We start from the raw sequence: 26,665 nt of genomic DNA on the forward strand, positions 1-26,665 counted from the left end.
TCCGGAGCTGTCCTCGACGCCCATGAGCACTGAGCGGCGAACTCCGATCCTCGAACTGCGCGGCATCACCAAGCGATTCGGCGCGGTGCAGGCCCTCTCCGGGGTCGATCTCGAGGTCTTCCCCGGCGAGGTGGTCGCCCTCGTGGGTGACAACGGTGCGGGCAAGTCGACCCTGATCAAGACGATCGCGGGCATCTTCCCGCCTGACAGCGGTGAGGTGCGGTTCGCCGGGCAGGCCGTCACGCTCCGGGGGCCCAAGGACGCGTCGAGGCTCGGGATCGCGACCGTGTATCAGGACCTCGCGCTGTGCGACAACCTCGATGTGGTCGCGAACCTCTTCCTTGGAAGGGAGGAAATCGAGCCGCTCTCGCGGGCCATGAACGAGGAGCACATGGAGCGGCGCGCCCTTTCGGTGCTGAGGACGCTCAACGTCACACTCCCTTCGGTGCGCACGCCGATCGCCGCGCTCTCGGGCGGACAGCGGCAATCCGTGGCCGTGGCGCGCGCGGTCATGGGGGAGGCGAAGCTCGTCATGCTGGACGAGCCGACGGCCGCCCTCGGCGTCGCCCAGACGAAGCAAGTCCTGGAGCTCATCACACGGCTCAAGCAGCAGGGGCTGGGCGTCCTCGTCATCAGCCACAACCTCGCGGACGTCTTCGAGATCTCGGACCGCATCGTCGTCCTCCGGCTCGGCCAGCTCGCCGGCGCGTTCACCACGAGCGCGGCGTCGCGCGAGCAGGTCGTCGGCAGGATCACCGGCGCAGAGGTCGCGGAGACAAGGAGGGCGGGATGACGGGTGTCTCGGGACAGACCGAGGTCGCGGCCTCCGAGCCGCCGGCGGCCGGCCTCGCTGCGCTCGTGCGGCGCGTGCGGCAGGGGGACGCGAGCTCGCTGCCGGTGCTGCTCGGGCTCATCCTGATCTGGGGCATCTTCGCGTCTCAGAACGAGAACTTCCTCTCCGCGCGCAACCTGACCAACCTGGTCCTCCAGATCGCCGCCATGGGGACGATCTCGGTGGGGCTCGTGCTGGTCCTGCTGCTCGGCGAGATCGATCTCTCCGTCGGCGCGGTGAGCGGGATGAGCGCGGCGGTGATGGCGATCCTGAACGTGCAGCACGGGGTGAGCTCGGTGCTGTCCCTGCTCGCCGGGGTGGCGACCGGCTCCGCGATCGGGTTTTTGCAGGGGTTCTGGTTCACCCGGTTCCGGGTGCCCTCGTTCGTCGTCACGCTCGCGGGGCTCCTCGCGTGGCAGGGAGCCCTGCTCTGGGTGCTCGGCACGACAGGCACCGTGAACGTCTACGATCCGCTCATCTCGGGGCTGGTCGGGACGTTCCTCTCGCCCGCGCTCGGGTGGGCGCTCGGTGCGATCGGCGTCGGGATGGCGGTGGCGGGGCAGGCGGTGACCTGGCAGCGACGGGTGAGGGCCGGGCTATCGCCCGTCCCGAGGGGCGCTGTGGCGGCGCGGCTCGCGGTGGTGGTCGTCCTGGTACCGGCCGTCGTCGGTCTGCTCAACGCCGACCGAGGGGTGCCGCTCGCGTTGCTGCTGCTGCTCGGCTTCGTGATCGGCTTCGACTTGCTGCTGCGGCGCACCCGGTTTGGGCGGCACATCTTGGCGGTGGGCGGGAACGCAGAGGCGGCGCGGCGCGCGGGCATCCGCGTGGACGCGATCCGGGTGGCGGTCTTCACGCTGTGTGGGGCGCTCGCGGCCGCGGGGGGGATCCTGGCCACATCGCGGCTGCTTGCCGTGAACCAGTCGTCTGGCGGCGGCGACGTGCTCCTCAACGCGGTCGCAGCCGCGGTGATCGGGGGGACGAGCCTGTTCGGAGGGCGAGGGTCCGTCTGGTCGGCGCTGACCGGGGCGCTGTTGATCGGGTCCATTTCGAACGGAATGGATCTGCTGGCACTGCCGTCGTCGGTGAAGTTCATGGTGACCGGCGCAGCGCTCCTCGCGGCAGTGACCATCGATGCGCTCGCGAGGTCCGGCCGGCAGCCGGCCGGACGCGCCTGACGCCTGCGCCTTGAAGGGCCCGGGGAGCGGCGGCAGGCGGTGTGCTCGGGCGGGGAGGCTGCGAGAGAGTCCTTCCGGGACGGAATATGGTTGGGATGGGCTTGGAAGGGTGGGCGCGAGCTCACACACACATACAAGCTCAACCACGGTGAGCTGCTAGCTCAACCTCGGTGAGGACAGATGCGTTCCTGACCGAGGAATCCGATCATGTCGGATCGGATCCGTTGGGTGACCTCAACCCCGGTCGGCGGTTCAACCCCAGTGCGCTCATCCGCCGGTGCGGTCGCTCCGCCGTCGCCCAACCCCGGTGCGGTCGCTTCTTGCCAACCTGCCGCTCGTACCTATAGTGAGTGAGTACTTACTCACCATCATCGGAGGCGGGTCATGGCGGGAGCACTGGATGCGCTGGTGGTCGGCGGAGGGCCGACCGGGTTGACGATGGCTGGGGAGCTCGCCCGGCGAGGGCTCACGGTGCGGATCGTGGACAAGGCAGCGGAGCCGCCGTCGGATCACTCGCGAGCACTCGCAGTGCAGACGCGGACGATGGAGCTCTTCAGCAGGATGGGGATCCTCGATGCCGCCATGGAACACGCCGTGCGCGTGGGAGGGCTCAACGTCCTTCTCTCGAACGGACAGCGCGCCCGGCTGCCGATCTTCAACTTCCCGGAGCTATCCACGCCGCTCCCGGGAATCTTCACCATCCAGCAGTTCGACACCGAGCGCGTCCTGGGCTCCCGGCTCTCCGGGCTCGGCGTGACGCTCGAGCGCGGCGTCGAGCTCGCCTCCTACACGCAGGACAGCGCCGGCGTCTCCTGCACGCTCCGCCGGGCCGACGGGACCATCGACGAGGTGCGCGCCAGGTGGCTCCTCGGTTGCGACGGCGCGCACAGCGCCGTCCGCAAGGGCGCGGACATCGCCTTCGAGGGCGACACCTACGACGATCACTGCATGCTCGGCGACCTCATCGTCGACTGGCCGCTCCCGGACGGAGACATCTACATCAGCCCCTCGCGTCGCGGCGTCGCAGCGGCCTTTCCGGTGCCCGGCAGCCATCGGTTCCGCGTCATCCTCATCCAGCCCGAACCGTCGCCGGCGCACGGCGCGCCGGTCTCGCTCGAGGAGTTCGAGGCCGCGATGCGCGAGATGATCCCGGTATCGTTCAAGGTCGAGAGAGCGAACGTCCTCTCGCGCTACCGGCTGCACCACCGCGTGGCCACGCGGCTGCGCAAGGGCCGGATCTTCCTCTCCGGAGACGCGGCGCATATCCACAGCCCGGCCGGGGGGCAGGGCATGAACACCGGAATCCAGGACGCCTACAACCTGGCGTGGAAGCTCGCAGCCGTCGAACAAGGCCGGATGCCAGCATGGCTGCTGGACACCTACGAGCTGGAGCGGCTGCCGGTCGCCCGCCGGCTGGTCGAGTTCACAGACCGCCTCTTCGGGCTCATGGCAGGGCACGGTCTGCTGGGCCGGACGCTGCGCGCGGTAGCGCCGCGCCTCGCGGTCCGCCTCCTCGGCATCCCCGCCGTGCAGCGCCGGATCCTGGGATTCCTCTCGCAGCTCAAGATCCGCTACCGGAAGAGCCCGCTGTCCGTGCAGATCGGAAGCCCTCCCGAGCACGGGCCCCACGCCGGGGATCGCGCGCCGGACGCCGTGCTGCGCAGCGAGGCGGGCGCGCAGGTCCACCTCTTCGACCTGATGCGCGGCGCAGAATGGATGCTGCTGCTCTTCACCGGCCCGCAGGCGGACGGCGGGGCGCGCGAGCATGCACGGAAGCTCGCGGCGAAGCTCGGGGGACCCGACCTCAAGGTCCTGGTCATCGGCGCGCCCGACGCCGGAGGATACGCGGATCCCGACGGGCACGCCCACGCGGCGTATGGCGCCGCGTCGGCGGCCGCCGTCCTCGTCCGGCCAGACGGCCATGTCAGCGTGCGCAGCGATCCGCTCGACGAGGGCGAGCTCCGCCGGGCCCTCGACCGGCTCTTCACGCGCAGGGCCGAAGCCGCTGGTGACCAGGGCGAACGCCGATGAGCCGACGACCGCGCTCGAACGACACGCTGACCGAGGCGCAGAAGAAGATCGTCGAGGCCGCGGTGGCGGCCTTCGCCGAGCAGGGCTTCCACGGGACCGCGACGCGGGACATCGCTCGGCGCGCAGGGGTCGCCGAGGCGACGATCTTCAAGTACTTCCCGAGCAAGAGGGACCTCCTCCTGGGGGTGCTCGGTCCCGCCATCGAGCACCTCGTGGGGCCCGCGATGGCGCGCTCCATGGACCCGCTCTTCGACGCGAGCTACCCGACCTTCGAGGCGTTCCTGCGGGCGCTCCTCGCCGAGCGCACCGCGTTCGTGCGCGCGCACCCGCAGCTCGTGCGCATCCTCGCGCAGGAGCTGCCGTTCGACGCCGAGCTGCGGATCGGCATCGCCAGCCGGGTGTACGCGCCGATCCTCGCGAAGGCGATCACCCTGATCGAGCACTTCCAGCGCGACGGGCAGATCGTCCCGTGGCCGCCTCCCCTCGTCCTGCGCTCCATCATCTCGACGTTCGCGGGGTACATCCTCCACCGCGTGTTCATCGCTCCCGACGCGGCGTGGGACGACGAGGCGGAGATCGAGCGGGTCATCGCGTTCGTGAGCCGCGGCCTCTCGCCCGGCCTGCCAGCGTGAGGTCGCGCCGGGCGCGCGGGCGCGCGGCGGCTCAGCTCGTCGTCAGCAGCGAGCGGAGCTGCGACGGCGACACCTGGTAGTCCTTCCCGCAATAATCGCAGCGGATGTCGAGGACCTTCCCGTCCGTGACCATCTCCTCGATGTCGCTCCGCGGCAGGCTCGCCAGCGTGGCCATCACCCGGAGCTCGCTGCAGCGACAGCTGAAGCTGAGCGGCGAGTCCTCGAGCCGTGAGAACGGCATGCCGTAAAGCAGCTCCCCAAGCAGCACGTCCGCCGAGGCTCCCTCGTGCGCGAGCACGTCGTCGAGGCGCTCGAAGTCCTTGAGCCGCTCGGTCATCACCATGAGCGGACCGCGCTCGACCTCCGGGAGCAGCTGCACGAGGTAGCCGCCGGAAGCGCCGACGCCGTCCTCGCCGATCAGCGTCGCCACCGCGATCATCGAGACGACCTGCTCCGATTCCTGCATGTACGTCATCAGGCCCGCAGAGATGCCGCCCGAGGTCGGGATCTCGACGACCCCCTGGTGGAGCATGCCGCTCGGCAGCGTGCGCATGACCTGCAGCAGCGACCCTTCGCCGATCTCCACCGCGCTCTCCGCCGGGGCCCCCTTGCCCAGGTTGACCAGGCCGCGGCTCGTGCCGTCCGGGTGCGAGTCGGCCACCAGGCTCCCGTGGCCGGCCGCGCCCTTGACGATCGCCTGGACCCGCAGGTTCGGGGCCATCGCCTCACGCACGAGGATGGCGCCGGTGATCAGCTCTCCCAGCCGCTGCGCGGTCGCGCCGGTCGCAGATTGCACCGCGACGGCCCCCCGCACGGTCTCGGTGGTCAGCGCCGTGATGACGCGAAAAGCGCCATCCATCGTGATGGCGCGGACGACGGAATCAGAATGTCGGGGCAAGAGGCACTCTCCCGTGAGAAATCATCGTTAGGCCACGGACGGCCGATGGCAACCCGCGGCGCATCGGTCGCCGCAGGCGGAGGCGCCCCGCCAGCGGGCGCGCCTCGCATAAAAGCATAGTTATTCCGTTGGCTTGTAGCACAGGCGCCCCCTGCTGCGGGTGCGGAGGCGCCCGGGGGGGAGAGCTCAGCTGCGTCGGCGGCGCCGGTGCAGCGCGGCGGCGCAGGCGCCGGCCACGAGCAAGGCCCACGGCGCCGAGCGGCTGCCGTCGCCGTCCGCGCCCACCGTGCAGGCGCAACCGCCGCCTTGCACCACGACGCCGTCACCGGGGAGCGGCGTGGTGCACGGGCCGATCGTGTCGTCGGGGTTGCGGCAACCCGGGACGCACTCCTTCGTCTCCTCGTCGCACACCATCCCTGCGCCGCAAGCGCTGTCCTCTTCGCACTCCGCGGGCTGATCGTCCGCGGGGTTGTTCGGATCGCGCTCGCCCTCGTCGATCACCCCGTCGTGGTCCGCGTCCTCGTCGCCGTCGATCGCTCCGCCGCCGTCGGTGTCGGCCTGCGTCGGCGAGGTCGTCGTCTCCCCGTCGTCGCCGTCCGGCACGCAGGTCGCCGCGTCGGCGTCGGTGTCCTCGTGCGAGCAGCCCTTGCCCAGCTCGGTCCCATCGAAGAGCCCGTCCCCGTCGCTGTCGGGATCGAGCGCGTTCATCTTCCCGTCCTTGTCCGTATCGACGCCGGGCTCGATCTCCTCGCCGTCGAGCGCGCCGTCGTCGTCGCTGTCGGCGTCGTCCGGATCGGTGCCGAGCGCCGTCTCCTCGCTGTTCGAGAGGCCGTCGCCGTCGCGATCGCCGCGATCGTCCCCGGGGTCGTTCGGATCGGTCTCGCCCTCGTCGACCTTGCCGTCGTGGTTCACGTCCTCATCGCCGTCGCTCTGGCCGCCGCGGTCCGTGTCGGGATTCACCACGCTCGTCGTGGTGGTCCCGCCGTCGGCGTCGGGCGTGCAGCTCTCGGCGGCGGCATCGGTGTCCGCGTCCGCGCAGTCCTTCCCCGCCTCGGTGCCGTCGAAGAGCCCATCGCCGTCGCTGTCCGCGTCCAGGACGTCGGCCTGGTCGTCGCCGTCGCCGTCGTCGCTGGGGTTCGGCTCCTCGCCGTCGAGCAGACCGTCGTTGTCGGTGTCGCGATCTTCCGGATCCGAACCGAGGAACACCTCGAGATCGTCGCTCAGCCCGTCGCCGTCTCCATCGGCGTTCTGGCTGTCGTCGGCGCCGTGGCCGGCGGTCGGGTCGGTCTCGCCGGCCTCGGGCGCGCCGTTCAGGTTGGCGTCCTCTGAGCCGTCGGTCGCGCCGCCCCGGTCGCTGTCACGGCTCACCGCCGACGTCGTCGTGGCCCCGCTGTCCCCGTCCGCCGTGCAGTGCTTGGCGTCCGCGTCGGTGCCAGGGCCGTCGCAGGCGAGGCCGAGCTCGGTCCCGTCGTAGAGGCCGTCGTCGTCGCTGTCCACGTCGAGGGGATGGATGAGCCCATCGCCGTCCGCGTCGTCCGCCGGGTTCGGCTCCCGCCCGTCTTGCACGCCATCGTCGTCCGAGTCCGCGTCGTCCGGATCGGTGCCCAGCGTCTCCTCGAGATCGTCGCTCAGCCCGTCCTCGTCCGCGTCGTCGTTGTCGCCGTCGTCCTCGCCGCGCCCGCGGGTCGGGTCGGTCTCGCCGTTGTCCGCGACGCCGTTCAGGTTGGCGTCCTCGGAGCCGTCGCTCGTGCCGCCGTTGTCCGTGTCCGCGTCGAGCGGCGACGTCTTCGTGGCGCCGGAGTCCTCGTCCGGGGCGCAGTGCCGCGACGGCGCGGTGCCAGGGCCGTCGCAACCCAGGCCGAGCTCGGTCCCGTCGAAGAGGCCGTCGTTGTCGCTGTCGACGTCGAGCGCGTTGAGGAGCCCGTCGCCGTCCGTATCGTCCGCCGGGTTCGGCTCGAGCCCGTCGCGGACGCCGTCGCCGTCGGTGTCGGCGTCGTTCGGGTCCGTGCCGAGCGAGACCTCGAGATCATCGCTCAGCCCGTCGTCGTCGGTGTCCGTGTTCTGCGGATCGTCGTCTCCGTGACCGAGACGGGGGTCGGTCTCGCCCGCGTCGAGCACGCCGTTCAGGTTGACGTCCTCGGAGCCGTCGCTCGCGCCGCCGCGGTCCGTGTCGGCCTCGAGCGGCGACGTCCTGGTGGCGCCCGCGTCGCCGTCGGGAGCGCAGCTGCCCGCCGTCGCGTCGGTGCCCGGGCCGTCGCAGCCGAGCCCGAGCTCGGTCCCGTCGAAGAGGCCGTCGTTGTCGCTGTCGACGTCGAGCGGGTTGATCAGCCCATCGCCGTCGTTGTCGTCCGTCGGGTTCGGCTCGTCGCCGTCGCGCACGCCGTCGTCATCGCTGTCGGCGTCGTTCGGATCGGTGCCGAGCGTCTCCTCGAGCTCGTCGCCGAGCCCGTCGTTGTCGGCGTCGGCGCGCTGGTCGTCGGCGCCGTGCCCGGCCGCCGGGTCGCTCTCGCCCGCGTCGAGCACGCCGTTCAGGTTGGCGTCCTCCGAGCCGTCGAGCACGCCGCCGTTGTCGGTGTCCGCGTCGAGCGGGTCGGTCGTCGTCGCGCCGGCGTCGCCGTCGGGCACGCAGTGCCCCGCCGTCGCGTCGGTGCCCGGACCATCGCAGTCCGTCAAGCCGATCTCCGTCGCGTCGAACAGCCCGTCGTCGTCGCTGTCGACGTCCCGCGCGTTGACGAGGCCATCGCCGTCGGTGTCGCGATCCCAGAGCTGCTCGTCGCCGTCGCTCACGCCGTCGTCGTCCGTGTCGGCGTCGTTCGGGTCCGTGCCAGCGCCGTTCTCGTCGCCGTCGCTCAGCCCGTCGCCGTCGCTGTCGACGAGGATCTCCGTGGGCGGCGTGCCCGGCTCCGCGCCGTTGCCGTCCGTCGGGTAGTCCTGGGCAGCGCCTCCCTCGGGGCTCTGCCCGGTGATGATGGCCTGGTTCGCGATCTCGCCGTCCGTGCCCGGATCGATGGTCACGCGGAACCGCACCGTCGTGGTCTCGCTGACGCCGAGCGACCCGCCCTGGGCCGCGTCGGCGCCGTCGCCGAGCCGGACGCGGATCGTCCGCGAGCCGGCGACGTACTCGCCCTCGTCGTCGCCGGGCGCGTCGGTCACGCCGCCCATGTTTGGGCCCGCGGCGATCTCGAGCGAGCCCGGCACGAAGGTGACCCCGGCGGGCAGCGGGTCGTTCAGCACGACAGCCGCGGCGTTGTCATCCCCGGTGTTGGCGACGAGGATCGTGTATTCGAGCGTGTCGCCAGGCGTCACGCCGCCGCCGTTGAGATCGAGGACCGACTTGGTCGACGTGGAGAGATCCGGGAGGCGCGTCGGCACCGACGTGATGAGGCCGCCGAGCAGGTAGCTGTCGGCGCCGTTGACGGCCGCTCCGACATTGGCCTCCGTGTCGCCGGCCGTGAGCAGGTTGGCCGGCACCTGCGTCACGTCGATGTCGATGCCGCTCATGCTCAGCGGCCCGCCGGTGAGCCTCGGCAGATCGCCCGCCGAGGACATCGGCGCGCCGAGGAACGAACGGGAGCTGTTGAAGAAGTTGTTCGCCGGGTTCTGTGCGTCGAACAGCGCGGTCCCGTTCCACTCGAGCGCGTCGCCGGTCGAGCTGTCTCCGTCGTACCCGACGACGCCGAGCTTCGCCTGGCCCGCGCCCGAGGGGACGACGAACCCCGAGATCCTCCAGGCCACCGTCGCGCCGTCGATCACCTGATCCAGCCCGTCGAAGACGGCGAGGTTCCGCGCGGGCGCTGTCGTCAGCTCGTAGAGCACGACCATCCACCAGCCGGCGAACGCGATCTGCTGGCTCACGCTGTCCAGATCGGTCCCGTTGGAGATCCCGCTCAGGCGATACGCCCCCTGGCCGCGCGTCTGCACGATCGAGGTGACGTTGGCGACCACCTGGGCGTGGGCGAGGCCCGAGATCTCCGTCTGGCCCGAGAGCGTACCGGTCACGCTGGAAGAGAAGGCGCCAGGCCGATCCAGGGTCACGGAGAGATCGGCCGAGGTGCCGCTGTCGCGGCTCACCGTCCAGTAGAGGTACGCGTGGGTCACCCGCGCGCCCGCGGGGAGGCTGAGGACCGCGGTGCTGCGGGCAGCCGCGGGATCGATGGTGTTGTTCGCCTCGGCCTGCCCGGCGAGGGGGCTGTCGGCCCGCCAGTAGATATCGGGCGCGGAGTCCCCCAGCGTCGCGGCCGTGCCGCACGTCCCGACCGTGCTGCCCGCCGCCGGCGCGGGCGTGGACGACGCGCAGTCGTGCGCGAGCGTGTTGCCGATGAGGACGAAATCGCCCCGCTGCGCCACCTGGACCCGCCGCACTGGAGCCGCGCTCGCGGTCGCAGTGAGCGCCCCGAGCAGCGCGGCGCTGGTGAGCCCCGTGAATGCCAATCGCTTTGCCATCGACGCCTCCAGCCTAGGGCTGCTTCTTTTCCTTCTCGATGATGTTGAACTGGACGCGCCGGTTCTTCTGGCGACCCGCCTCGGTCTTGTTCTCCGCGATGGGGACGTCGGGGCCGTAGCCCTTCGCCTGCATGCGCTGGGCCGCGATGCCGCGCTCGACGAGCGCCTTCAGCACCGACTCCGCGCGGGCCTGGCTCAGCTTCGTGTTGAACTGGCGCGTGCCGCGGTCGTCCGTGTGGCCCTGGACCTCGATCCTGAGGATCTCCGGGTGGTCCTTGAGCACGCCGGCGACCTCGTCGAGCAGCTCGTTGCTCACCGGACGGATGGTCGCCTTGCCAATGTCGAACTGCACCTGCTGCAGGATGACGATCTCGGTCTCGGTGACCCGGACCGCGACCGGGCACCCGTTCTGCGTCGGATCTTCGTTCGGCTTGCCCTTCTCGTTCGGGCAGGCGTCCTTGTCGTCGCGGATGCCGTCGCCGTCGGTGTCGCCCGGGCAGCCGTTCGTGGCCGGATCGGTCGTGGTGAGGCCGGGCAGATCCGGGCAGGCGTCCGACGCATCGGGGACCTTGTCGCCGTCGCGATCGGGCGGCGGCGGGCACCCGTGCTGCTTCGGGTCGTCGTTCGCCGGGCCGGCCTGCTCCGGGCAGGCGTCGACGTCGTCCGTGATGCCGTCCTTGTCGCGGTCCCCTGGCGGCGGGCAGCCGTTCTTCTTCGGGTCCGGCGAGGCGATGCCGGCCACGGCGGGGCAGGCGTCGACCGCGTCGAGGATGCCGTCGTGGTCCGCGTCCTTGGGCGGCGGACAGCCGTTCTTCGCGCGATCCGGGCTGCGGACGCCCGCGGTGTGCGGGCAGGCGTCGTCCGCGTCGGCGATGCCGTCGGCGTCCTGGTCCTGCACCGGCGGCTTCACCTCGGGCGAGTAGGCGACCATGGCCACCGCGCGGAACGAGGGGGTGCCGACGCCGGGGGTGAGGCCAGGGCCCACGCCGAGCCCGGCCTCGAAGTCGTCCGCGAAGCGGTAGCGCCCGCCGAGCAGGGCTTCCAGGTTGGTCGTGCGCTGCTGGACGTCGGTGACCGTGAGCGCGCCGGTGATCTCAGGGCCGATCTGCAGGCGTCGCTCGTCGTCGAGCAGCAGCCCGACGCCGGCGCCCCAGTGCACCGTCATCCCCTGCTCGACGTTGGCGAACTGCTTCGTGGACCGGAACTCCGGCCCCGCGGCGAGCGACCACACCGCGCGATCCAGGTGGCCGCCGAGGATGAGCTGCGGACCGCCGCGCACGCTGCCGTCGCCCGAATACGCCTCCGGGTCGCCGGTCGGCAGCCACACGTAGCCGCCGAGGGCGATCTGGAACGGATCGAAGTAGCCGCCGAAGAGCGTCGCGCGCGCGCCGAGCCGGAGATCCCCGAGGGCGCTGCTGGTCGGCGGCGGCAGCAAGGCGCCGGAGGCGGCGCCGCCGTCGCCCGACTGGAGCGCGAGGGGCAGATCGATGTTCACCGTGAGGCGCTCCCAGAGCGAGAGCGAGGCGCTCAGGTGGAGCAGGAGCTGGCTGCCGACGACCTTGCCGTCGCCGATATCCTCGTTCCCCGACAACCGCCGCAACACGAGCGGATCCTGGGCATAATCGCCGAGGAGCATGATGTGGGGTGCGGTGCTTCCTGCCGTGTAGGCGGACTGGACTCCGAACATCCTGTCGCCGGCGGGTGCAGGCTGGAACCTGTCGAGCGCGAAGCCTTCAGGTCTCGCGGGTTCCTGCGCCTCGGCGTGAGCCGCTGCGCCGAGCAGGCACAGCGTCGCCGCGAGCGCGGCCGTCGGATGGGTCCCCTGTGTACGAGCCGGCATGAACGAGGTCGCCTCCTTGCGCGAAGGAACAGCAAGCACCAGGAGTATCGACCGAAACGGCGGCGGCGTTCAACGTTTCACGAGGTTTTTGGGCGCACGCCGGCCGATCGGGCCAGCTCGGGTGCTGCGCGCTGTGGCGCGGGGGGGTGTGGCGTCCCTACGCGGGCTCACGGTGCGGCTCGAGCCGGCGTCCGGAGTTTCCTGCGCGGAAGGTCAGGCCCGATGGCGTCGTGAGTCGGCTGTGTGTGACGTCGCACGGCAGGGTTGCTACCGGGGAGCGGCAGCGGTAAAGCGGCGACCTCACCCCGCGGCACGCACTGCTTGCGGTACTCGTTTAGGAGGCTCCATGTCACGCGAACCTAAGAGTTTCGACAACCTCCTCGGCGGCAACGCCAAGGGCTTGAGCGACCTGCAGCTCAAGGCGCACTTCACGCTGTACCAGGGCTACGTGAAGAAGCTCAACGAGATCTGGGAGCAGCTTGGCAAGGCGGACCGCAGCGCGCCGAACTACTCGTACAACGCGTACAGCGAGCTGAAGCGCCGCGAGCCGGTCGCCTTCAACGGCACGGTGCTCCACGAGCTGTACTTCGAGAACATCGGCAACGGCTCGACGCAGCCGAGCGCCCAGTCGAAGAAGCTCATCGAGGCGTCGTTCGGCAGCTTCGACGCCTGGCTGGCCGACGCGAAGGCGTCGCTCCTGAGCGCGCACGGCTGGACGGTGCTCGTGTACGACTACCAGGAGCAGAAGCTCTTCAATAACCTCGTCCGGACCGAGCACGATGTCGGTCTGTTCGCGAACACGCATATCATGGTCGCCATCGACGCCTGGGAGCACGCGTACTTTGCGGACTACCAGACCAAGAAGGCGGATTATGTGGCCAACGTGCTCTCGGGCCTGAACTGGGACGTGATCAACGCGCGCCTCGCGCAGATCGGGCCGCACGCTCAGCAGGGTTGATTCTGTTGTTACACGGCGGGGGCACGCGCCTTCAGTTCAACGGCGGGGGCACGCGCCCCCGCCGCCCCACCGAGCTAAGCTCGGTGGGGCCCCACCACCCCGCGATCCACTGACGCCTCTCAGCGCGTGATGCCGCTTCGGGCCTCATGTCCGTCGCAGGCTGAGACGAGCGCCCGCCAAGGCGTGATGATGACCTGGTGCGCGCGCCGCGTGACGGCCACCTCCCCTCGGGTCGGGCTGCCAGGCGAGAGGCTGCTTTCCGGATCGTCGCTCGCGCCATGTGCCCCGGCCGCGTTCGTCCTGTAGACTGGGCGCGGCGATGAGCAAGGCCGAGTCGAGCACCCGCGGCGCCGGGGAAGAGTGCCTCATCTACGTGCGCCGGATCCACCGGCGCGACCTGAACCGGGTCTGGGAATTCCTCAAGAAGGTGTTCCGCGACGTCAACCGGGAGACGGTCGAATACCAGCGGCCTCGCTCGAAGAAGCGGTTCCTCGAGGTCTACGAAGAAGAAGGGGTCGAGCAGCTCCTCTTCGAGGTCCGGGCGGCGCATGGTCAGGAGATCGTCGGCTACGCGGAGTGCGCCTTCGAGATCACCGGGACCGACAACTGGATGAACGAGCGCTACTTCACGAAGCACGACATGCGCCCGCTCTTCGTCGAGGAGCTCGCGGTCCACCCCGAGTACCAGGGCCGCGGCGTCGGCGCCTTCATGCTGGAGCAGCTCGAGCACCTCGCGCGCATCCACGGCTGCACCCACCTCGTGCTGGAGGTGGCCGAGAACAACGACGGCGCCCTCAAGTTCTACCGGAAGCGCAGCTTCTACCGGCTCGACGCCGCGATCTTCATGGCGAAGAAGGTCGCTGTCGACGCGGAGCTCCTGCCGCCTCGGGCGCTCAAGAAGCCCCGCAACCCGGAGGCGCTCAGCGCGCCCGCGAAGCCGAAGCGAGCGCCGCGGCGGCCGCCGAAGGCGCGCGCCGGCGAGAAGAGGTCGAGCGCCCCGCCGCCGGCGTCGCGCCCGCCGGGCCCCGCGACGGACGAGGAGAGCGATCTGCTCGAAGACGTGGAGACCGACGGCGGGGGCGACCCGCCGTGAGCCCGGAGCGCGACGAGGCGCCCTCGCCACGGCGGATAAAGGCGGCGTCGGTCGGGGTTAGAGCGGTTTCCGCCCCCCTCTGCACCATGTCGAGCAGAGCGGCGGTCTCCCGCACAGGAGACGGGCCCAGATCGGCGTTTTCGGCGCGCAAGCGCACTCCGGTGCGCTGAGCACCGAAAACGTCGAGGTGGGCCCGTATCCGAAGCGGGTGACCGTCGCTCTAGGCCGTGCCGTGCTGGCGCAGGGTCGCCGGCAAGGACAGCGCGTGATCGATGCAGGCCCGGATGTCGTCGAAGCTCGACAGGCCGTACCAGAACACCGTCCAGTTCTCGTTGCGGTAGCTGCCCTCGGCCTGCTGGAAATACCAGGGGTTGATCTCGTTGCCGTTCCGGGCGCGCCAGAACAGCTTCGGGTTCTCGTTCTTCATCCGCGTCCAGAGCGAGCCGCCGATACCCACGCCCTGCGCCTCCGAGGTCACCGCGAACTTGTCGAGGTACGGAGTGAGCGGGGCCCTCCCGCCCGGGTCGAGCGTGAGGATCGCCGTCGCCCGGTACGAGTCGGACAGGTAGATGCGATAGAAAGGCTTCTTCTCGAAGTAGTGCTCATCGAGCTTCCGCTGGAAGCACGTCTCCAGCAGATCGCGGAGCCGGATGCGGTCGATGTCGTCGTCCAGCGCGTCGTGCCGGAGGATCCGCTCGCCGCGGCGGACGAGCGTGCCAGAGCCCGTGTGCGTGAAGAGCTCCTTCGCCAGGTGATCCGGTGATGTGATCGAGACCGAGGAGGTCGCCGGCAGCCCGTCGAGCAGGAGCTTGATCTCCTGCAGCTTGAGGCGCATGCCCCCGTTCAGCGAGGGCTGGGCCATGAGGCCCGCGAAATCCTCCTCGAGGTTGATCGCCGAGATGATGCGCCCGTGCTCGTCGAGGAGGCCACCCGTGCTCGTGAGGAAGATCATCTTGAACGGCTGCGTCGCGAGCGCGAGCTCGCGCGCGGCGACGTCGGCGTTGATGTTGACGATCTGCCCGCCCGGCGTCTCCCCGAGGCAGGCCAGGATCGGCAGGTGCCCGGCGCGGAGGCTGGACCTCACCGCGTCGACATGGACGCGCTCCACCTTGCCCACCAGCCCGAGGCGCGGCTCGTCGAGCAGCGACGCCTCGAAGACGCCCGCCGTGATCGGCCGCGTGCGCGTGCCCATCTCCTCGAGCGCCTCGACGAGCCGCAGGTTCTCGCGGAGGAAGACGCGGCGGGCGATCTCGAGGATGCGGGGCGTCGTGACGCGCAGGCCATTGACCCGCTCCGTCGGGATGCCCGCCTGGGCGAGCGCCCGATCGAGCTGCGGCCCGGCGCCATGGATGACGACGGGATACAGCCCGACCTGGTTGAGGAACACGAGCGAGGTCGCGAGCGCCTCGAGGTCCTCGTCGAGGATGGCGCCGCCGACCTTGATGATGGCGAACTTCTGCTGATCGACGGCCGCGTACTGCTTCAGGTACTGCTCGACCTCCTTGCGGCTGCCGAGGTTCCTGAGCAGGCGGACGATGACGTCTTGCGTCGAACCCATCGTGGTCACCACCCGTTGGCCAGCACGTCCATCACGGCCTTCTGAACATGCAGCCGATTCTCGGCCTCGTCGATGACCATCGATGCTGGCGAGTCGATCACCGCGTCCGTGACCTTCACGTTGCGCCGGACCGGCAGGCAGTGGGAGAAGAGCCCCCCCGCGGTGAGCGCCATCTTCTGCTCATCGACGATGAAGTGTTTGTGCCTGTCGCGGATGGGCTTCTCCTGCTCCCAGCGCCCGAAGTAGGGAATCGCGCCCCAGCTCTTCGCGTACACGACGTGGGCGCCCTCGTAGGCGGACTTGATGTCGTAGGTGATCGAGAGCTTCTGCCCGTTGCCTTCGGCGCTCTTCCTGGCGGCGTCGAGGTAGCGCTCGTCGAGGTGGTACTCCTCGCTGGGGCAGAGGAGGGTGACGTCCATGCCGAGCTTGGACGCGATGAGAACGGCCGAGTTGGCGACCGCGGTGTTGAGCGGGCGCGGGTGATACGTCCAGGTGAGGACGAACTTCTTGCCCTCGAGGCGGCCGAGGCGCTCCTTCATGGCGAGCGCGAGCGCGAGCTCCTGGCAGGGGTGGGTGATCGTCTCCAGGTTGACGACCGGCACGGTGGCGTGGCGGGCGAAGCCCTGGAGCACCTTGTCCTGGCGATCGTCCTCCCAGCGCTGGAACTTGGGGAACGCGCGCACGCCGATGAGGTCGGCGTAGCGGGAGAGCACGCGAGCGACCTCCTGGATGTGCTCCTCCGGCTCGCCGTCCATCACGATGCCTTCCTCGAACTCGATGGGCCAGGCGCCCCGGCCAGGCTCGAGCACGACGGCATGGCCGCCGAGCTCCCGGATGCCGACGTCGAAGGAGGTGCGCGTCCGCAGCGATGGGTTGAAGAAGACGAGCGCGATGGTGCGATCCTTGAGGCGCGGCTCGATCGGCCGCCGCTTGAAGCGCTGCGCGCGCTCGAGGAGGCCCTCGATCTCTGCGCGGGTGTAGTCCATCGTGGTCAGGAAGTGCCGCATCGGATGCCTCCTCGTTTGAACGGCGCGGAACGGGCACTCGCATTGGAGCAAGCCTGGCGGTGATGTCAACGCCGCTCATGGGCGCGCGGCGCGCGGGCGATTCAAGGGGCGGCCGCTCGCCTCCGGCGCGCCGGGGCCGCTGCGCGATGCGCCACGCCACCCCATGGCGGGCTGATGCGCTTCGCGGTCGGCCCGCGATGGTGCGCTCTCCTCAGCGGTGCCCGACGACTCGGGCGGGCCGCGATGTCAGCTGTCGCGCGGATCCATGATGCGTGTGTGTCGCGAGCGCGCGTCCGCGCTCGTATGCGTGGTTCCTGCGTCATGCGTCCGACGTCGGCCGGCCGTGCCACCCTCTGGACGGGGCTCCGGTAGCGTCAGGGATATCAGGATTGAAGGTGCTGGTTTCAGGAACGAAAGGAGTACGCAGGTCCCCTAGGGGAAATGCGCGGATGGCGAGTGGGCATGCCTTGGCCCGCATCCTGCTAATCACGTACGACAGAGCGCCCGTGACGGTTTCCCCCCCCACCGTCGAATGGGCGCTCTTTTTCTTTGGTGCTTTGCGGTGGCGTGAAGGAGCGGGTGTCCCGGTGACGCTGGTCGTGATCCTCACGGTGCGGTGCGCGGCGCTCGACGCGTTCCGCGCGTACGAGAGGAAGGCCGCGGCTGTGATGGCGCGGTACGGCGGCGCGATCGAGCGGACCGTGGTGACCGCGCCCGACGGCGCTGGGCTCACCCTCAAGGAGATTCACCTCGTCACCTTTCCGGACGAACAAGCCTTCTCGGCATATCGCCGCGATGCCGAGCTCGGGGCGGTGGCGCATCTGCGGGACGCATCGGTCGTCCACACCGAGATCCTGCGTGGAGAAGAGGGGCCGGACTACCACGTTGCCGCTGGCTGACCGGCGCCGCGGTGTGGCGCTGCGTCACGTCTCGAGGACGTTGACGTTCTCCGCTTGCACGGGCGGTTCGGCGACGCAGGCGGTGGCGACGCGCCGGAATCCGACCCGCTCATAGACGCGCGCGACGGTGTCGTTCTGCGCGGACAGGAACACCGTGCGCATCCCGGCGTTCAGGGCATGGCGGGCCAGAACCGCGGTGACCGCGGCGGCGAGGCCGCGCCGCCGGGCCGCCGGCAGCGTCCCCACGCCGACGATCTCGGCGATGTCCCGCGCGTGCTGGTAGCTGCCGGTGCAGAGCGGACCAGCGAGCGCTTCCTCGCGGCCCCGAGCGGCCGCGTGTACCAGCGTCCCCTCGATCAGCGACGCGTGCCATGCGGCCGCCTGCCCGGCCGGGAGCACGGCTGCGGCGGCGTCCCGCTCGGCCGGCCCCGCAGAACCGACCGCGCTGTCGAGCGCGCCGAAGGCGACGTGCGCGACGGCCTGCACGGCGGCGAGATCCGGGTCCTGGGCGGTGATGATCGAGAGCGAGACGTCCTCCGGCAAAGGCGCCGGGTGGGGCTCGCCGCAGAGCACGAGCAGCGGGCAGCGCCGGACGTGCAGGCCGGCCGCCTCGGCCGTGGCGTCGAGCCCAGGGGTGGTCTCCAGCACCCACTCGAACGCCTCCGGGATCGAGAGTTCGCGCTGACGCGCGCGCACCGCGGCCACGTCCTCGACCGATACGGGGCCGGGATGGCCGAAGGCGGGGCGGGCATAGTAGGGCCAGCCGTTGCCGCGGCGAACGAAGAGGGTCAGCGGTCCGTGGTCCTCTGCGTCAGCGCGCCAACGAGGGACGGCATCGTAAAACCGCTCGATTGCGGCGAGGAGGGCGCTCACGGGCCGCGATTGTGTCACCGGATGCGCTCCGGTGCGAGGAACGCCGAGCTCCTCGGAGAGGCCCTTCGGTGCTGGCGTCGAGCGGCGCCGGGGCCCGCCGTAGATCGCGCGCCCAGGGGGCCGGCGCCCACCGCCCGGGTGTAGACTCGCCTCATGTACCGACGTGGCTCTCGCGCGACCTGCGCCGCCCTTGCGCTCGCGACGCTCTACATCATCGGCTGCGGTCCCTCGCCAGCTCAGCTGTCGTCTGGGGCCGCCGCCCCGGTCGAGCTCGTGCTTCCGCCCTCGCGCCCTGGCGCGCCGGTGCCCAAGCTGGCGGCGGACGATCCGGGGTCCCGGGTCAACGAGACAGAGCGCCTGCCCTTCGTGGGCACGTGGGTCAGCGAGGATGATGGCTCGCTCATCGAGCTGAGCGCTACAAGCTTCCACCACCGCTTTCCGTACATGGGCGCTCCGCGTGACCTCTACGCGCGCGTCGTCTCGTACGACACCGAGCGTGGCCACATCGCGCTCCAGTACACCCGCATCCTGCAGGATGGAGTCGAGGAGCCCATCGAGGAGCCCGCCATGTACATGCGTTACGAGATCCGCGAGGGCGATCTGTACAAGCACATCGACGCCGACGATTTTCCCACCACCGTGGACGACGAGCGGTTCGTGCGGACCCCCGGCCGGCGGTGAGCGCCCGTCGGACCCCGGCGCCCTCGCCCACAGGCGTTTCCTATCGCGACGGCTCGGGGGTTGAGGCGTGACCGGCGGTCAGAGCTTCACCGGGGTACCCACCTTCCCATGGCACGGCCCGCTGCGTGACATGTCACGGCGCGCTGCGTGACATGTCACGGCGCGCTGCGTGACATGTCACGGCCTTGCAGCTGCTCGCGCGGGCAGCGCTGCGGCTTCTTCGCGCGACGCGAGGAGCTCGCTTCTGGCTGAATTTCCCGTGTCGAGGAGCGGTATCGGTCCGGGCCAGGGGGCTCGGCGATGACGTTGAAGCAGAGGGGGCCGGGCTGGCATCTCTGTTGCGAAGTGCCCCTGCGGCGACGATGAGCCGGGCGAGGGGATGCGCTGCTGAAGAGGCGATTCGCCTCCACACCTCCGGCTGGGCGAACCAGCGCATCATGAGCTCCGCGGTCCCCCGCTGAACGTCGAGACGCCGTACTCATACGCTTTACACATGGAGAGTCGCACGATGAGCCGAACTTATGCTGTGGTGGGGTGTCTATTCGCTTCGATGGTCGCGATGGCCGCCACGGGTTGCACCGTGGAGATGCAGGACGATCAGGTCGACGGGGTCGATTCGGTCGACGAGGACGTCGCTGAGGTGGAGCAGGCGTACAGCGAGGCTACGTGCGCTACCGTCGCTCCGGTGGCGACCTACACTGGTGGCTACAACTACTACTCGCCGCAGACGTACACCACGACCGGCTGCTACAAGAGCCTGGCGGTCGACGTTGTCAGCTATGAGGCCGGTTTCACTCCGGCGCCCGGCCCCAACTACGAGCTGAATACGTACGTGGATTGGGCGGACACCCTGCCGACGGACCCGGAGGCGTGTCGCAATCTGTTCATGGCTGCCACCCTGTATTACGAGGATGACGGGGTGATGGTCCCCGTGGAGATGGCGCAGAGACCCGGCCACTACGTCGCTGGCAGCGGCTGCAACGTTGGCGTCAGTTACGGACTCAAGTTCTATACTCCCATGGTGGCCACCCACAGCTATCGCATCGTCGCCACCGCCCGAACCGACAATGGCAGCAGCTTCCCGACGCGAAAGTTCAGGATCCGTACGGTGTGGGAGCCGAGCTGAGCCGCCGATCGCCGGCGCGTGACGCCGGCGCCACTCACACCCTGAGCACAACCCCTCTCGCGCGTTCCCCCGTCGCCTCCGCGATCGCCTGCACGTAGAGGCGCACCTGCGCCTCCTGCGCCGCGTGCGCCGTGCCCGCGTCGGAGCCGGTCTTGAAATCGACCACGGTCCAGATCCCCACGTCGCCCACGCTCTCGCGGAACGAGAGGTCGACGATGCCCTCGGCGATCGTCCCGTCCTCGAGCCGCAGGAGCAGCGGCGTCTCCCGCTCGCACGCGCCGCGCGCCGCGCTTGCCGCCGCGCGCCGGAGCAGCGGGTGATCGAGCGCCGCCACCGCCGCCGAGACCGCCGCGTCGACCTCCTCGGCCGGCGCCCCGAGCATCCGCGCCTGCGCCGCGGCCACCGTCCGCACCTCGTCCTCGCCCGCCCGGAGGTCCACCTCGGCCAGCACCGCGTGCACCAGCGTCCCGAACCGCTTGCCGTAGGGCCGGCCCTCGCGCGCGATCCCCGTCTGCTCGAACGAGATCACCGGCAGCGCGTCCGCCCGCTCTCCCCGCGTCGCCCCGCTGCCGCTCGGCTGCGCGTCCGCCGCCGCTGCCGCCTCCGCTGCCTCGTGGCTGATCTCCGTCGCGGTCTTCACGCGGACCGCCGCCACCGCGCCGTCCAGGATCGCTCGGTGCCGCGCCTCCAACCACACCTCGTGCCCGCGCTGCCCGAGCTCTCCGACGATCACGGCGCTCGCCGTCGCCCCGGCGCTTCCGATGACCCCGGTGCCCGCCGCCGCCACGCCCGCTGCCGCGCCGCTCGCGTCCGCCTGCAGGATCCTCTGCTGCCGCAGCCCCGCCTCCGGCTCGCGATCCAGATCGAGCGCGCCAGGATCCCACCACACAACGCGGTGAGATCCGGCCATCGGCGCGTGCTCCCCGGGCGCGACCGCTTCCCGCTCGTCGGCCTCGCACCGCGCCGGGCGCTCCAGCACCGTGTCGGTCCCGAACGGAGGGCAGCCGAGATCGTCGCAGCGCCGAGGGCTCCGCCGATCGCGCGGCGCCGGGTAGAGCACGGGGTGCAGCACGTCGAGCCAGCCGTCGCTCGTGCCGTCGCCCGGGCGCGCGTCGCCCACCGCAGGCACCACCAGCAGCTCGCGCGCGCGCGTCGCCGCCACGTACGCGAGCCGCACCGCCTCCTCGCGATCGCGCCGCAGCACCTCGTCGCGGCGCTCGACGAGCTCCGCGGGCACGCAGCCGGCGATCGGCTCCGCCCACAGGCCGAGCTCCGGATCCACGTGCCGTGACGGGAGCTGGTGCACCGCCGGCGACGCGGGATCCGCAAGGATCACCACCGGGAACTCGAGCCCCTTGGCCCGGTGCACCGTCATGATCCGCACGCCCTCCGTCCCCTCCTCGACGACCGGCGCCTCCGCGACCTCGCCCCGCTCGGCGTCCAGCTCGAGCCGCTCCACGAACGCGCGGAACGACGTCGCGCCGGCCGCCTCGAAGCGCCGCCCGAGATCCATCATCCGCAGCACGTTCGCGAGCGCTTGCTCCCCCGTCGGCCAGATCGCGATGCCCGCGTGCGCTCGCGTCTCGTCGAGGAGCCCGCCGATGGTGTCCGCGATCGGCCGCCGGTTGCGCTCGCGGTGCAGCCTCCCGAGCACCGCGAGCGCCTCAGCGACCTCCCGGAGCGGCCGCGCCCCACCCTCCACCGCGAGATCGAGCGCGCCGTCGTCCGGCGGCTGAAACAGCGGGTGCAAGCGCCGGAACCGGTCGCGGTAGAGCAGGAGCACGTCGTCCGTCAGCGCGAAGAGGGGCCCGCGCAGCGTCGCGTAGACGCTGAGCTCGTCGTCCGGCCACTCGATGGCGAGCAGCGCGCTCCGCACCGCCATCACCTCTTCGCGATCGTGGAACGACCGCCCGCCCACGAGCACGTGCGGGATCCGCCGCGCCTCGAGCGCCCGCACGTAAGCGCGTGTCGCGTCCTCCCCGAACGTCTGGAACCGCTTGAACAAAAGGCAGATGTGCCGCGCCTCGAGCGGCACCCGCTGGCCCGGGCGCTCGCGCTCCGTCACCGTCCAGCGCCGCGCGCCCGACGCCGCGCCGGCGCCCGCGCCGCCGTGGATGAGGTGGTGGACGAAGGCGCCCACCGCGTCCGGGATCGACTGGCGCACCCGGAAATCGGAGATCTTGCCGAAGTCGCCGTAAGGCCGCGGCACCGGGAGCGCGATGACCGTCGGCTGCTCCGGTGGATCGTCCCGGAACCGCTCGAGCGCGACGTACCGCGCCTGGGTCGCCGCGCGCTCGCCCTCGGCGGTCCCTCCCTGCATCAGCGGCGCGAACGCCGCGTTGACGGCCTCCTGGATCGACGGGGCGCTGCGGAAGCTCGTCGACAGGTACAGCACGCTCGCGCCGCACGCGACGAGCCGGGCCTTGGTCGCCTCGTAGAGCGCGACCTCGGCGCGGCGGAAGCGGTAGATCGACTGCTTCGGATCGCCGACCACGAAGAGCTTGCCGGGCACCGGGCGCGCCCGCGTCCAGTCGGTCTCGGAGAGGTCGTCGGCCGCGAGCAGGAGCAGGATCTCCGCCTGGAGCGGGTCGGTGTCCTGGAACTCGTCGACGAAGAGGTGCGAGAAGCGGAGGTTCAGCTCCTCGCGCACGCCGCGGCTCGATCGGAGGAGGTCACGGGCGCAGAGCAGCAGGTCGAGGAAGTCGAGCTTGCCGGCGCGGGCCTTGAGCGCGTCGTACGCCTCGATCGGCGGCCGGAGCTCGCGCGAGAGGCAGGCCGCGAGATCGGCGCTCGCGGCCGTGAGCACGGCGTCGAGGTCGGCCTTCACGCGGTCGCGCTGCGCGAGCACCTCGGCGCGCGTGAGATCGCCGCCGAACGCCTTGCCGGTCCCCTTCCAGCGCCATTCCTTCCAGCGCGCGACGTCGCCGAGCTCGGCCTCCAGGCCGTCGTGGTCGCGCCCGCCCGTGACCTCCTCGCGGCGGCGGAGCTCAGCGAGGTAGCGGTCCAGGTTCCGGAGGCTCTGCGCGAGGTAGTCGCCCTCCCGGTCGGCCTCGGCGCCCAGGTCGGCGAGCGCCGCGAGGCGGTCCAGGATCTCGTCGATGGCGCGCTCGCGATCGAACGGGTCGCGCCGCCAGGGGCGCGTGAAGTCGCGGTGCTCGGCGAGCTTGAACGCCGCGCTCCGGAGCAGGTCGCGCGGGCCCTGCGCGCCGTCGCGCGGGCGCCGGCGCAGGATGCGGCGCACGCCCTCGGGCGGGTCGTTCAGGGTGCGCTGGAACCAGGCGTCGAAGGCCTGATCGAAGAGCGCCTCGGCCTGATCCGCGGCCGCGACCTGGAACAGCGGGTCGACGCGCGCCTCGACCGGCCACTCGCGCAGGAGGTCGGCGCAGAAGGAGTGGATGGTCCCGATGCGCGCCGCCTCCAGGTGCGCGAGCGCCTCGTCGAGCCGCGCGCGCTCCGCCGGGCCGGCGCTCGGATCGCTGCGCGCCCGCTCGATCTCGGCCCGGAGGCGCAGCTTCATCTCGCCGGCTGCCTTCTCCGTGAAGGTCACCGCGACGATGCGATCGAGCGTCCCGCCGCCCTCCTCGGGCGCCCTCCGCAGCACGGCGACGATCCGCGACACGAGCGCGGTGGTCTTGCCGGTGCCCGCGGCGGCCTCGACGACGAGCGTCGTCCGCAGATCGTCGCGGATGCGGCGGCGGGCGGGCTCATCCGCGAGCTCCCGCGCGCTGCGCGATCGGACCCCGTCGGCGGTCACGCGCGCCTCCGCGAGGGCTCGAGGCGCTGCCCGGGGGCGCGCGGCAGGAGCGCGCCGGCCAGGCTCGGGGAGGGGAGGAGGACGTGCCGCACTGGGTCGCGTGGGGAGGCTAGCGGGGGGAGTAAGGTGGCTCAGATCGGCGTGGAAGGAAACGCTGCCGTGCCCGGCGGAAGGCGCTCCGGTTCCCGGACGGGCTCATGTTGCCCGTAAGCGTGGATGTTCTTGTGCTAGCAGCAGGGAGAGCTGATCCATGCGCCTCGAGTCGATGAGCCCTGGAGCGCGTTGGGCGTACGCGCTCAAGCCCGCGAGCTGGCCCAAGGTGCTTGTCCCGGCCGTATGCGGGCACGCGGTGGGCGCGGCCGTCGCCGGCCGGCTGTCCGCAGGGGCCCTCGCCTTCGGAGCGCTGTGGATGATGGCCGATGTCGCCTTCGTCGTGCTCCTGAACGACTGGGGCGATCGCGAGGTGGACGCCCTCAAGCGACGTATGTTTCCGGACGGCTGCTCGCCGAAGACCATCCCGGACGGCATCCTTCCCGCCAGTGCCCTCCTGCTCGCCGGGCTCGGGGCCGGTGTATCCGCATTGCTCATGGCCTGGGGGGCCGGTGTCGCGCTCGATCGCCCGCTGCTGCTCCCCCTGGCCGCGCTCGGCCAGCTCGTCTTCGTCGCCTATACGCTGCCGCCGATCAGGCTCAACTACCGCGGCGGCGGCGAGCTCCTCGAGATGGCCGGCGTCGGCGCCGTGCTCCCCGTGCTGCACGCGTATGCGCAGTGCGGCGTGCTGGCGCCGGCGTGGCTCGTCGCGCTCCTGCCGGGGTTGCTCGTGCTCGCGCTCGCGAGCGCGCTGGCCAGCGGGCTGTCCGACGAGCAGAGCGACCGCGCCGGCGGCAAGCGCACCGTGGCCACGCTGCTCGGCAATGCGGCCACGCGCCGGGCCACCGAGGCCCTCGCAGGCCTCGGTCCGCTCCTCTGGCTCGCGGCGTCCCTCCTCGCCGAGGACGCGCCGCCAGCCTGGTCGGTCGCGCCAGCGGCGGCCGTAGCGCTCTTCTTCAGGGCGCGGCTCCTCAAGAAGAGCCCCGAGGCGGTGACGAACGCCTTCGCCGCGCAGGCGGGCTACAAGCGCGAGCTCCACCGCGCGATCCAGTGGGGGATCGCCGCCCTGTCGGCGGCCGTGCTCGCCGCCGGGCTCCGCGCCGGAGGAGGGCCGACATGACGGGCGTCGCGGTCATCCCCCCGGAGGAGCGCGACGCGCTCGCGCGCCTCACGCCCCTGCTGGGCGCGCGGGCCTCGGTCGCGCCGGGCCGGCCGTGCGCGCCCACCCCCGTCGCCCTGGTCGAGCTGATCGTGAACGGCAGCGAGGACGCCGAGCGGGCGTGCGCCTTCGCCCGTGGGCTCGGCGAGGTGATCTGCGCGGTCGCCGACAACTTCCCCGACAACATCTTCTGGGATCTCGACTACCTGGCCTGCTGCCTGTGGCAGGCCGGGAGCGCGCCCGCGATCGGCGACTTCGCCCGCCGCGTGGTGTCGCTCTGCCTGGGCTTCGGCAACAAGTCGAAGCTGCGCTTCCGCTACGCGCACGATTTCCTCTACGGCTACGACTGGGCCCGCTGGGTGATGCGCAAGCCGGAGGAGCGCGCGGGCATCGGGCCCTTCGACGTCACGTTCTTCGACTACCTCGATGGCCGGCAGAGGACGCTCGTCGAGCTCGTGGCCAGCAACGACCGCAAGTACTCGCAGCTGAACGGCCGGGAGTATCGCAACCCCTTCTCGTTCATCCGCGAGCCGCCCGAGGAGTCGCAGCTCCACTGCCTGCTCGCCCAGGTCGACCTGATCCCGCTCAAGGCCTGGCGCCTCGACGGCGAGCGCCGCTGGGACCTCCCCTTCACCGATCTGCGCGCCAAGCTGGCCGATCGCCTCGGTCTGTCGCGGGGCGAGGGGTGATGAGCGTCCGGCCCGGCGCGCTTCGAGCGTGGCTCGATGCGTCGCGGCTGGCCTCGCAGCCGAGCATCGCGCTCCCGCTGCTGCTCGGGCAGCTCGTCGGCGCGCAGGCGGCCGGCCGACCGCTCGACGCGGGGACGCTCGCGGCGGTCCAGCTGTTCGGCCTGCTGGACCAGCTCTTCATCGTCTACGCGAACGACGTCGCCGATCAGGAGACCGATCGCCGCAACCGGACCGCCACGCCCTTCTCGGGCGGCTCGCGCGTGCTGGTCGAGGGGCGCCTCTCGCCCCGCGCGCTCGGCGCGGCGGCCGTCGTGTGCGCCGCGGCGCTCGTGGCCGTCTCGGCGGCGCTCGCCGCGGCGCTGGCGACGGCCGCCGCGCCGCTCCTCGTGCTCCTCGCGATCGCGGCGCTCCTGCTCCTCTGGGCCTACAGCTACCCGCCGCTTCGCCTGTCGTACCGCGGCGGCGGGGAGCTGCTCCAGATGGTCGGCGTCGGCGCGGTCCTGCCGCTCTACGGTTACATCGCCCAGGGGGGCGACCCCGCGCGTTTTCCCTTCGCGCTGCTCGCGTTCCTGCTGCCGAGCCACCTTGGCTGCGCGATCGCCACCGCGCTCCCGGACGAGCCCTCGGATCGCGAGAGCGGCAAGCGGACGCTGCCCGTGCGTGTGGGCGGAGAGCGGGCGGCTCGGTGCGTGGTCCTCCTGAACGGGCTCTCGCTCGTGCTCGCGCCGGTCGGCCTGGGTGCGGTGGGCCTGAGCCCTGGGGCAGGCCTGCTCGTGCCGGCGGCGGCGGCGCTCGTCGTGCTGCTGGCCCGCCCAGCGCCCCCGGGCTCGCGCCTGCTGCTGGTCCGGGTCGCGGCGGCGGGCGCGGCGACGCTGTCGCTGGTCGGCGCGACCGTCATCGCCCTCGCCGCGCGCTGAGGAGCGAGGG

19 protein-coding genes are annotated in these 26,665 nt (G+C 71.3%); 12 read left to right on the forward strand and 7 right to left on the reverse strand.

Going from position 1 to position 26,665, the window contains the following annotated elements:
* Positions 1-22: 22 nt before the first annotated feature.
* From WME79_RS00360 to WME79_RS00375, 4 genes are all read left to right on the forward strand, one after another.
* Positions 23-793, forward strand: coding sequence for an ATP-binding cassette domain-containing protein (locus WME79_RS00360; protein ID WP_437530824.1), 771 nt, complete (start codon positions 23-25; stop codon positions 791-793).
* Positions 790-2,007 (forward strand): sugar ABC transporter permease, encoded by a 1,218-nt coding sequence (locus tag WME79_RS00365; protein ID WP_437530826.1) that lies wholly within the window; start codon positions 790-792, stop codon positions 2,005-2,007. The genes WME79_RS00360 and WME79_RS00365 overlap by 4 nt, the downstream gene beginning before the upstream one ends.
* Before the next feature lie 384 nt (positions 2,008-2,391).
* Positions 2,392-4,038 carry an FAD-dependent monooxygenase gene (locus tag WME79_RS00370; protein WP_437530829.1) on the forward strand — a complete coding sequence of 549 codons (1,647 nt, stop codon included), beginning with the start codon at positions 2,392-2,394 and terminating at the stop codon, positions 4,036-4,038.
* On the forward strand, positions 4,035-4,670 hold the full coding sequence (locus WME79_RS00375) for a TetR/AcrR family transcriptional regulator (RefSeq protein WP_437530832.1): 636 nt from the start codon (positions 4,035-4,037) through the stop codon (positions 4,668-4,670). The genes WME79_RS00370 and WME79_RS00375 overlap by 4 nt, the downstream gene beginning before the upstream one ends.
* Before the next feature lie 31 nt (positions 4,671-4,701).
* Here WME79_RS00375 and WME79_RS00380 read toward each other — a convergent pair whose 3' ends face one another.
* The 3 genes from WME79_RS00380 to WME79_RS00390 form a co-directional block, all read right to left on the reverse strand.
* Positions 4,702-5,568, reverse strand: a complete 867-nt coding sequence (locus WME79_RS00380; RefSeq protein ID WP_437530835.1) for an Hsp33 family molecular chaperone HslO — start codon at positions 5,566-5,568, stop codon at positions 4,702-4,704.
* A 186-nt stretch (positions 5,569-5,754) separates the two neighbouring features.
* Positions 5,755-10,011: a hypothetical protein gene (locus tag WME79_RS00385; protein WP_437530838.1), complete on the reverse strand. Its 4,257-nt coding sequence runs from the start codon at positions 10,009-10,011 to the stop codon at positions 5,755-5,757.
* A 13-nt stretch (positions 10,012-10,024) separates the two neighbouring features.
* Complete coding sequence (locus tag WME79_RS00390; RefSeq protein WP_437530840.1) at positions 10,025-11,851, reverse strand: OmpA family protein; 1,827 nt, start codon at positions 11,849-11,851, stop codon at positions 10,025-10,027.
* A 346-nt stretch (positions 11,852-12,197) separates the two neighbouring features.
* Between WME79_RS00390 and WME79_RS00395 the strand changes: the two genes are divergently transcribed.
* Together WME79_RS00395 and WME79_RS00400 are read left to right on the forward strand one after the other, a co-directional pair.
* Positions 12,198-12,809 carry a superoxide dismutase gene (locus WME79_RS00395; RefSeq protein WP_012232705.1) on the forward strand — a complete coding sequence of 204 codons (612 nt, stop codon included), beginning with the start codon at positions 12,198-12,200 and terminating at the stop codon, positions 12,807-12,809.
* A 319-nt stretch (positions 12,810-13,128) separates the two neighbouring features.
* The gene (locus tag WME79_RS00400; protein WP_437530844.1) at positions 13,129-13,902 is read left to right on the forward strand and encodes a GNAT family N-acetyltransferase; all 774 of its coding nucleotides are present in this window, start codon (positions 13,129-13,131) and stop codon (positions 13,900-13,902) included.
* A gap of 220 nt (positions 13,903-14,122) precedes the next feature.
* Here the strand turns inward: WME79_RS00400 and WME79_RS00405 are convergent, their stop codons facing one another.
* Positions 14,123-15,460 (reverse strand): acetylglutamate kinase, encoded by a 1,338-nt coding sequence (locus tag WME79_RS00405; RefSeq protein ID WP_437530847.1) that lies wholly within the window; start codon positions 15,458-15,460, stop codon positions 14,123-14,125.
* A 5-nt stretch (positions 15,461-15,465) separates the two neighbouring features.
* Positions 15,466-16,467 (reverse strand): N-acetylornithine carbamoyltransferase, encoded by a 1,002-nt coding sequence (locus WME79_RS00410; RefSeq protein WP_437530850.1) that lies wholly within the window; start codon positions 16,465-16,467, stop codon positions 15,466-15,468.
* A gap of 467 nt (positions 16,468-16,934) precedes the next feature.
* On the opposite strand from WME79_RS00410, the gene WME79_RS00415 reads away from it, so the two are divergent.
* Positions 16,935-17,366, forward strand: coding sequence for a hypothetical protein (locus WME79_RS00415; RefSeq protein ID WP_437530853.1), 432 nt, complete (start codon positions 16,935-16,937; stop codon positions 17,364-17,366).
* 24 nt (positions 17,367-17,390) lie between these two features.
* Here the strand turns inward: WME79_RS00415 and WME79_RS00420 are convergent, their stop codons facing one another.
* Positions 17,391-18,239, reverse strand: coding sequence for a GNAT family N-acetyltransferase (locus WME79_RS00420; RefSeq protein WP_437530855.1), 849 nt, complete (start codon positions 18,237-18,239; stop codon positions 17,391-17,393).
* A gap of 153 nt (positions 18,240-18,392) precedes the next feature.
* Here WME79_RS00420 and WME79_RS00425 point away from each other — a divergent pair, with 153 nt between their 5' ends.
* Both WME79_RS00425 and WME79_RS00430 read left to right on the forward strand, forming a co-directional pair.
* Positions 18,393-18,920 (forward strand): hypothetical protein, encoded by a 528-nt coding sequence (locus WME79_RS00425; RefSeq protein WP_437530857.1) that lies wholly within the window; start codon positions 18,393-18,395, stop codon positions 18,918-18,920.
* A 508-nt stretch (positions 18,921-19,428) separates the two neighbouring features.
* Positions 19,429-20,046 carry a hypothetical protein gene (locus WME79_RS00430; protein WP_437530858.1) on the forward strand — a complete coding sequence of 206 codons (618 nt, stop codon included), beginning with the start codon at positions 19,429-19,431 and terminating at the stop codon, positions 20,044-20,046.
* 34 nt (positions 20,047-20,080) lie between these two features.
* Here WME79_RS00430 and WME79_RS00435 read toward each other — a convergent pair whose 3' ends face one another.
* Complete coding sequence (locus WME79_RS00435) at positions 20,081-23,800, reverse strand: UvrD-helicase domain-containing protein (RefSeq protein WP_437530860.1); 3,720 nt, start codon at positions 23,798-23,800, stop codon at positions 20,081-20,083.
* A 250-nt stretch (positions 23,801-24,050) separates the two neighbouring features.
* On the opposite strand from WME79_RS00435, the gene WME79_RS00440 reads away from it, so the two are divergent.
* Genes WME79_RS00440 through WME79_RS00450 form a run of 3 tightly spaced genes read left to right on the forward strand, consistent with a single transcriptional unit; the run spans position 24,051 to position 26,655 of the window.
* Positions 24,051-25,010: a prenyltransferase gene (locus tag WME79_RS00440; RefSeq protein ID WP_437530862.1), complete on the forward strand. Its 960-nt coding sequence runs from the start codon at positions 24,051-24,053 to the stop codon at positions 25,008-25,010.
* Positions 25,007-25,738, forward strand: a complete 732-nt coding sequence (locus WME79_RS00445; protein ID WP_437530864.1) for a ferrochelatase — start codon at positions 25,007-25,009, stop codon at positions 25,736-25,738. Before WME79_RS00440 ends, WME79_RS00445 begins: the two co-directional genes overlap by 4 nt.
* Positions 25,738-26,655, forward strand: a complete 918-nt coding sequence (locus WME79_RS00450; RefSeq protein ID WP_437530866.1) for a prenyltransferase — start codon at positions 25,738-25,740, stop codon at positions 26,653-26,655. Before WME79_RS00445 ends, WME79_RS00450 begins: the two co-directional genes overlap by 1 nt.
* Positions 26,656-26,665: the final 10 nt, after the last annotated feature.

This window comes from Sorangium sp. So ce726, assembly GCF_051521405.1.
Taxonomy (GTDB): Bacteria; Myxococcota_A; Polyangia; order Polyangiales; family Polyangiaceae; genus Sorangium.

What these genes read in the sequence shown, in the direction of transcription:
- WME79_RS00390 (WP_437530840.1), bottom strand. Translation starts at nt 11,851, where the DNA reads ATGCCGGCTCGTACACAGGGGACCCATCCGACGGCCGCGCTCGCGGCG.
- WME79_RS00385 (WP_437530838.1), bottom strand. Translation starts at nt 10,011, where the DNA reads ATGGCAAAGCGATTGGCATTCACGGGGCTCACCAGCGCCGCGCTGCTC.
- WME79_RS00450 (WP_437530866.1), top strand. Translation starts at nt 25,738, where the DNA reads ATGAGCGTCCGGCCCGGCGCGCTTCGAGCGTGGCTCGATGCGTCGCGG.
- WME79_RS00365 (WP_437530826.1), top strand. Translation starts at nt 790, where the DNA reads ATGACGGGTGTCTCGGGACAGACCGAGGTCGCGGCCTCCGAGCCGCCG.
- WME79_RS00430 (WP_437530858.1), top strand. Translation starts at nt 19,429, where the DNA reads ATGAGCCGAACTTATGCTGTGGTGGGGTGTCTATTCGCTTCGATGGTC.
- WME79_RS00375 (WP_437530832.1), top strand. Translation starts at nt 4,035, where the DNA reads ATGAGCCGACGACCGCGCTCGAACGACACGCTGACCGAGGCGCAGAAG.
- WME79_RS00360 (WP_437530824.1), top strand. Translation starts at nt 23, where the DNA reads ATGAGCACTGAGCGGCGAACTCCGATCCTCGAACTGCGCGGCATCACC.
- WME79_RS00425 (WP_437530857.1), top strand. Translation starts at nt 18,393, where the DNA reads ATGTACCGACGTGGCTCTCGCGCGACCTGCGCCGCCCTTGCGCTCGCG.
- WME79_RS00405 (WP_437530847.1), bottom strand. Translation starts at nt 15,460, where the DNA reads ATGGGTTCGACGCAAGACGTCATCGTCCGCCTGCTCAGGAACCTCGGC.
- WME79_RS00445 (WP_437530864.1), top strand. Translation starts at nt 25,007, where the DNA reads ATGACGGGCGTCGCGGTCATCCCCCCGGAGGAGCGCGACGCGCTCGCG.
- WME79_RS00400 (WP_437530844.1), top strand. Translation starts at nt 13,129, where the DNA reads ATGAGCAAGGCCGAGTCGAGCACCCGCGGCGCCGGGGAAGAGTGCCTC.
- WME79_RS00370 (WP_437530829.1), top strand. Translation starts at nt 2,392, where the DNA reads ATGGCGGGAGCACTGGATGCGCTGGTGGTCGGCGGAGGGCCGACCGGG.
- WME79_RS00440 (WP_437530862.1), top strand. Translation starts at nt 24,051, where the DNA reads ATGCGCCTCGAGTCGATGAGCCCTGGAGCGCGTTGGGCGTACGCGCTC.
- WME79_RS00395 (WP_012232705.1), top strand. Translation starts at nt 12,198, where the DNA reads ATGTCACGCGAACCTAAGAGTTTCGACAACCTCCTCGGCGGCAACGCC.
- WME79_RS00410 (WP_437530850.1), bottom strand. Translation starts at nt 16,467, where the DNA reads ATGCGGCACTTCCTGACCACGATGGACTACACCCGCGCAGAGATCGAG.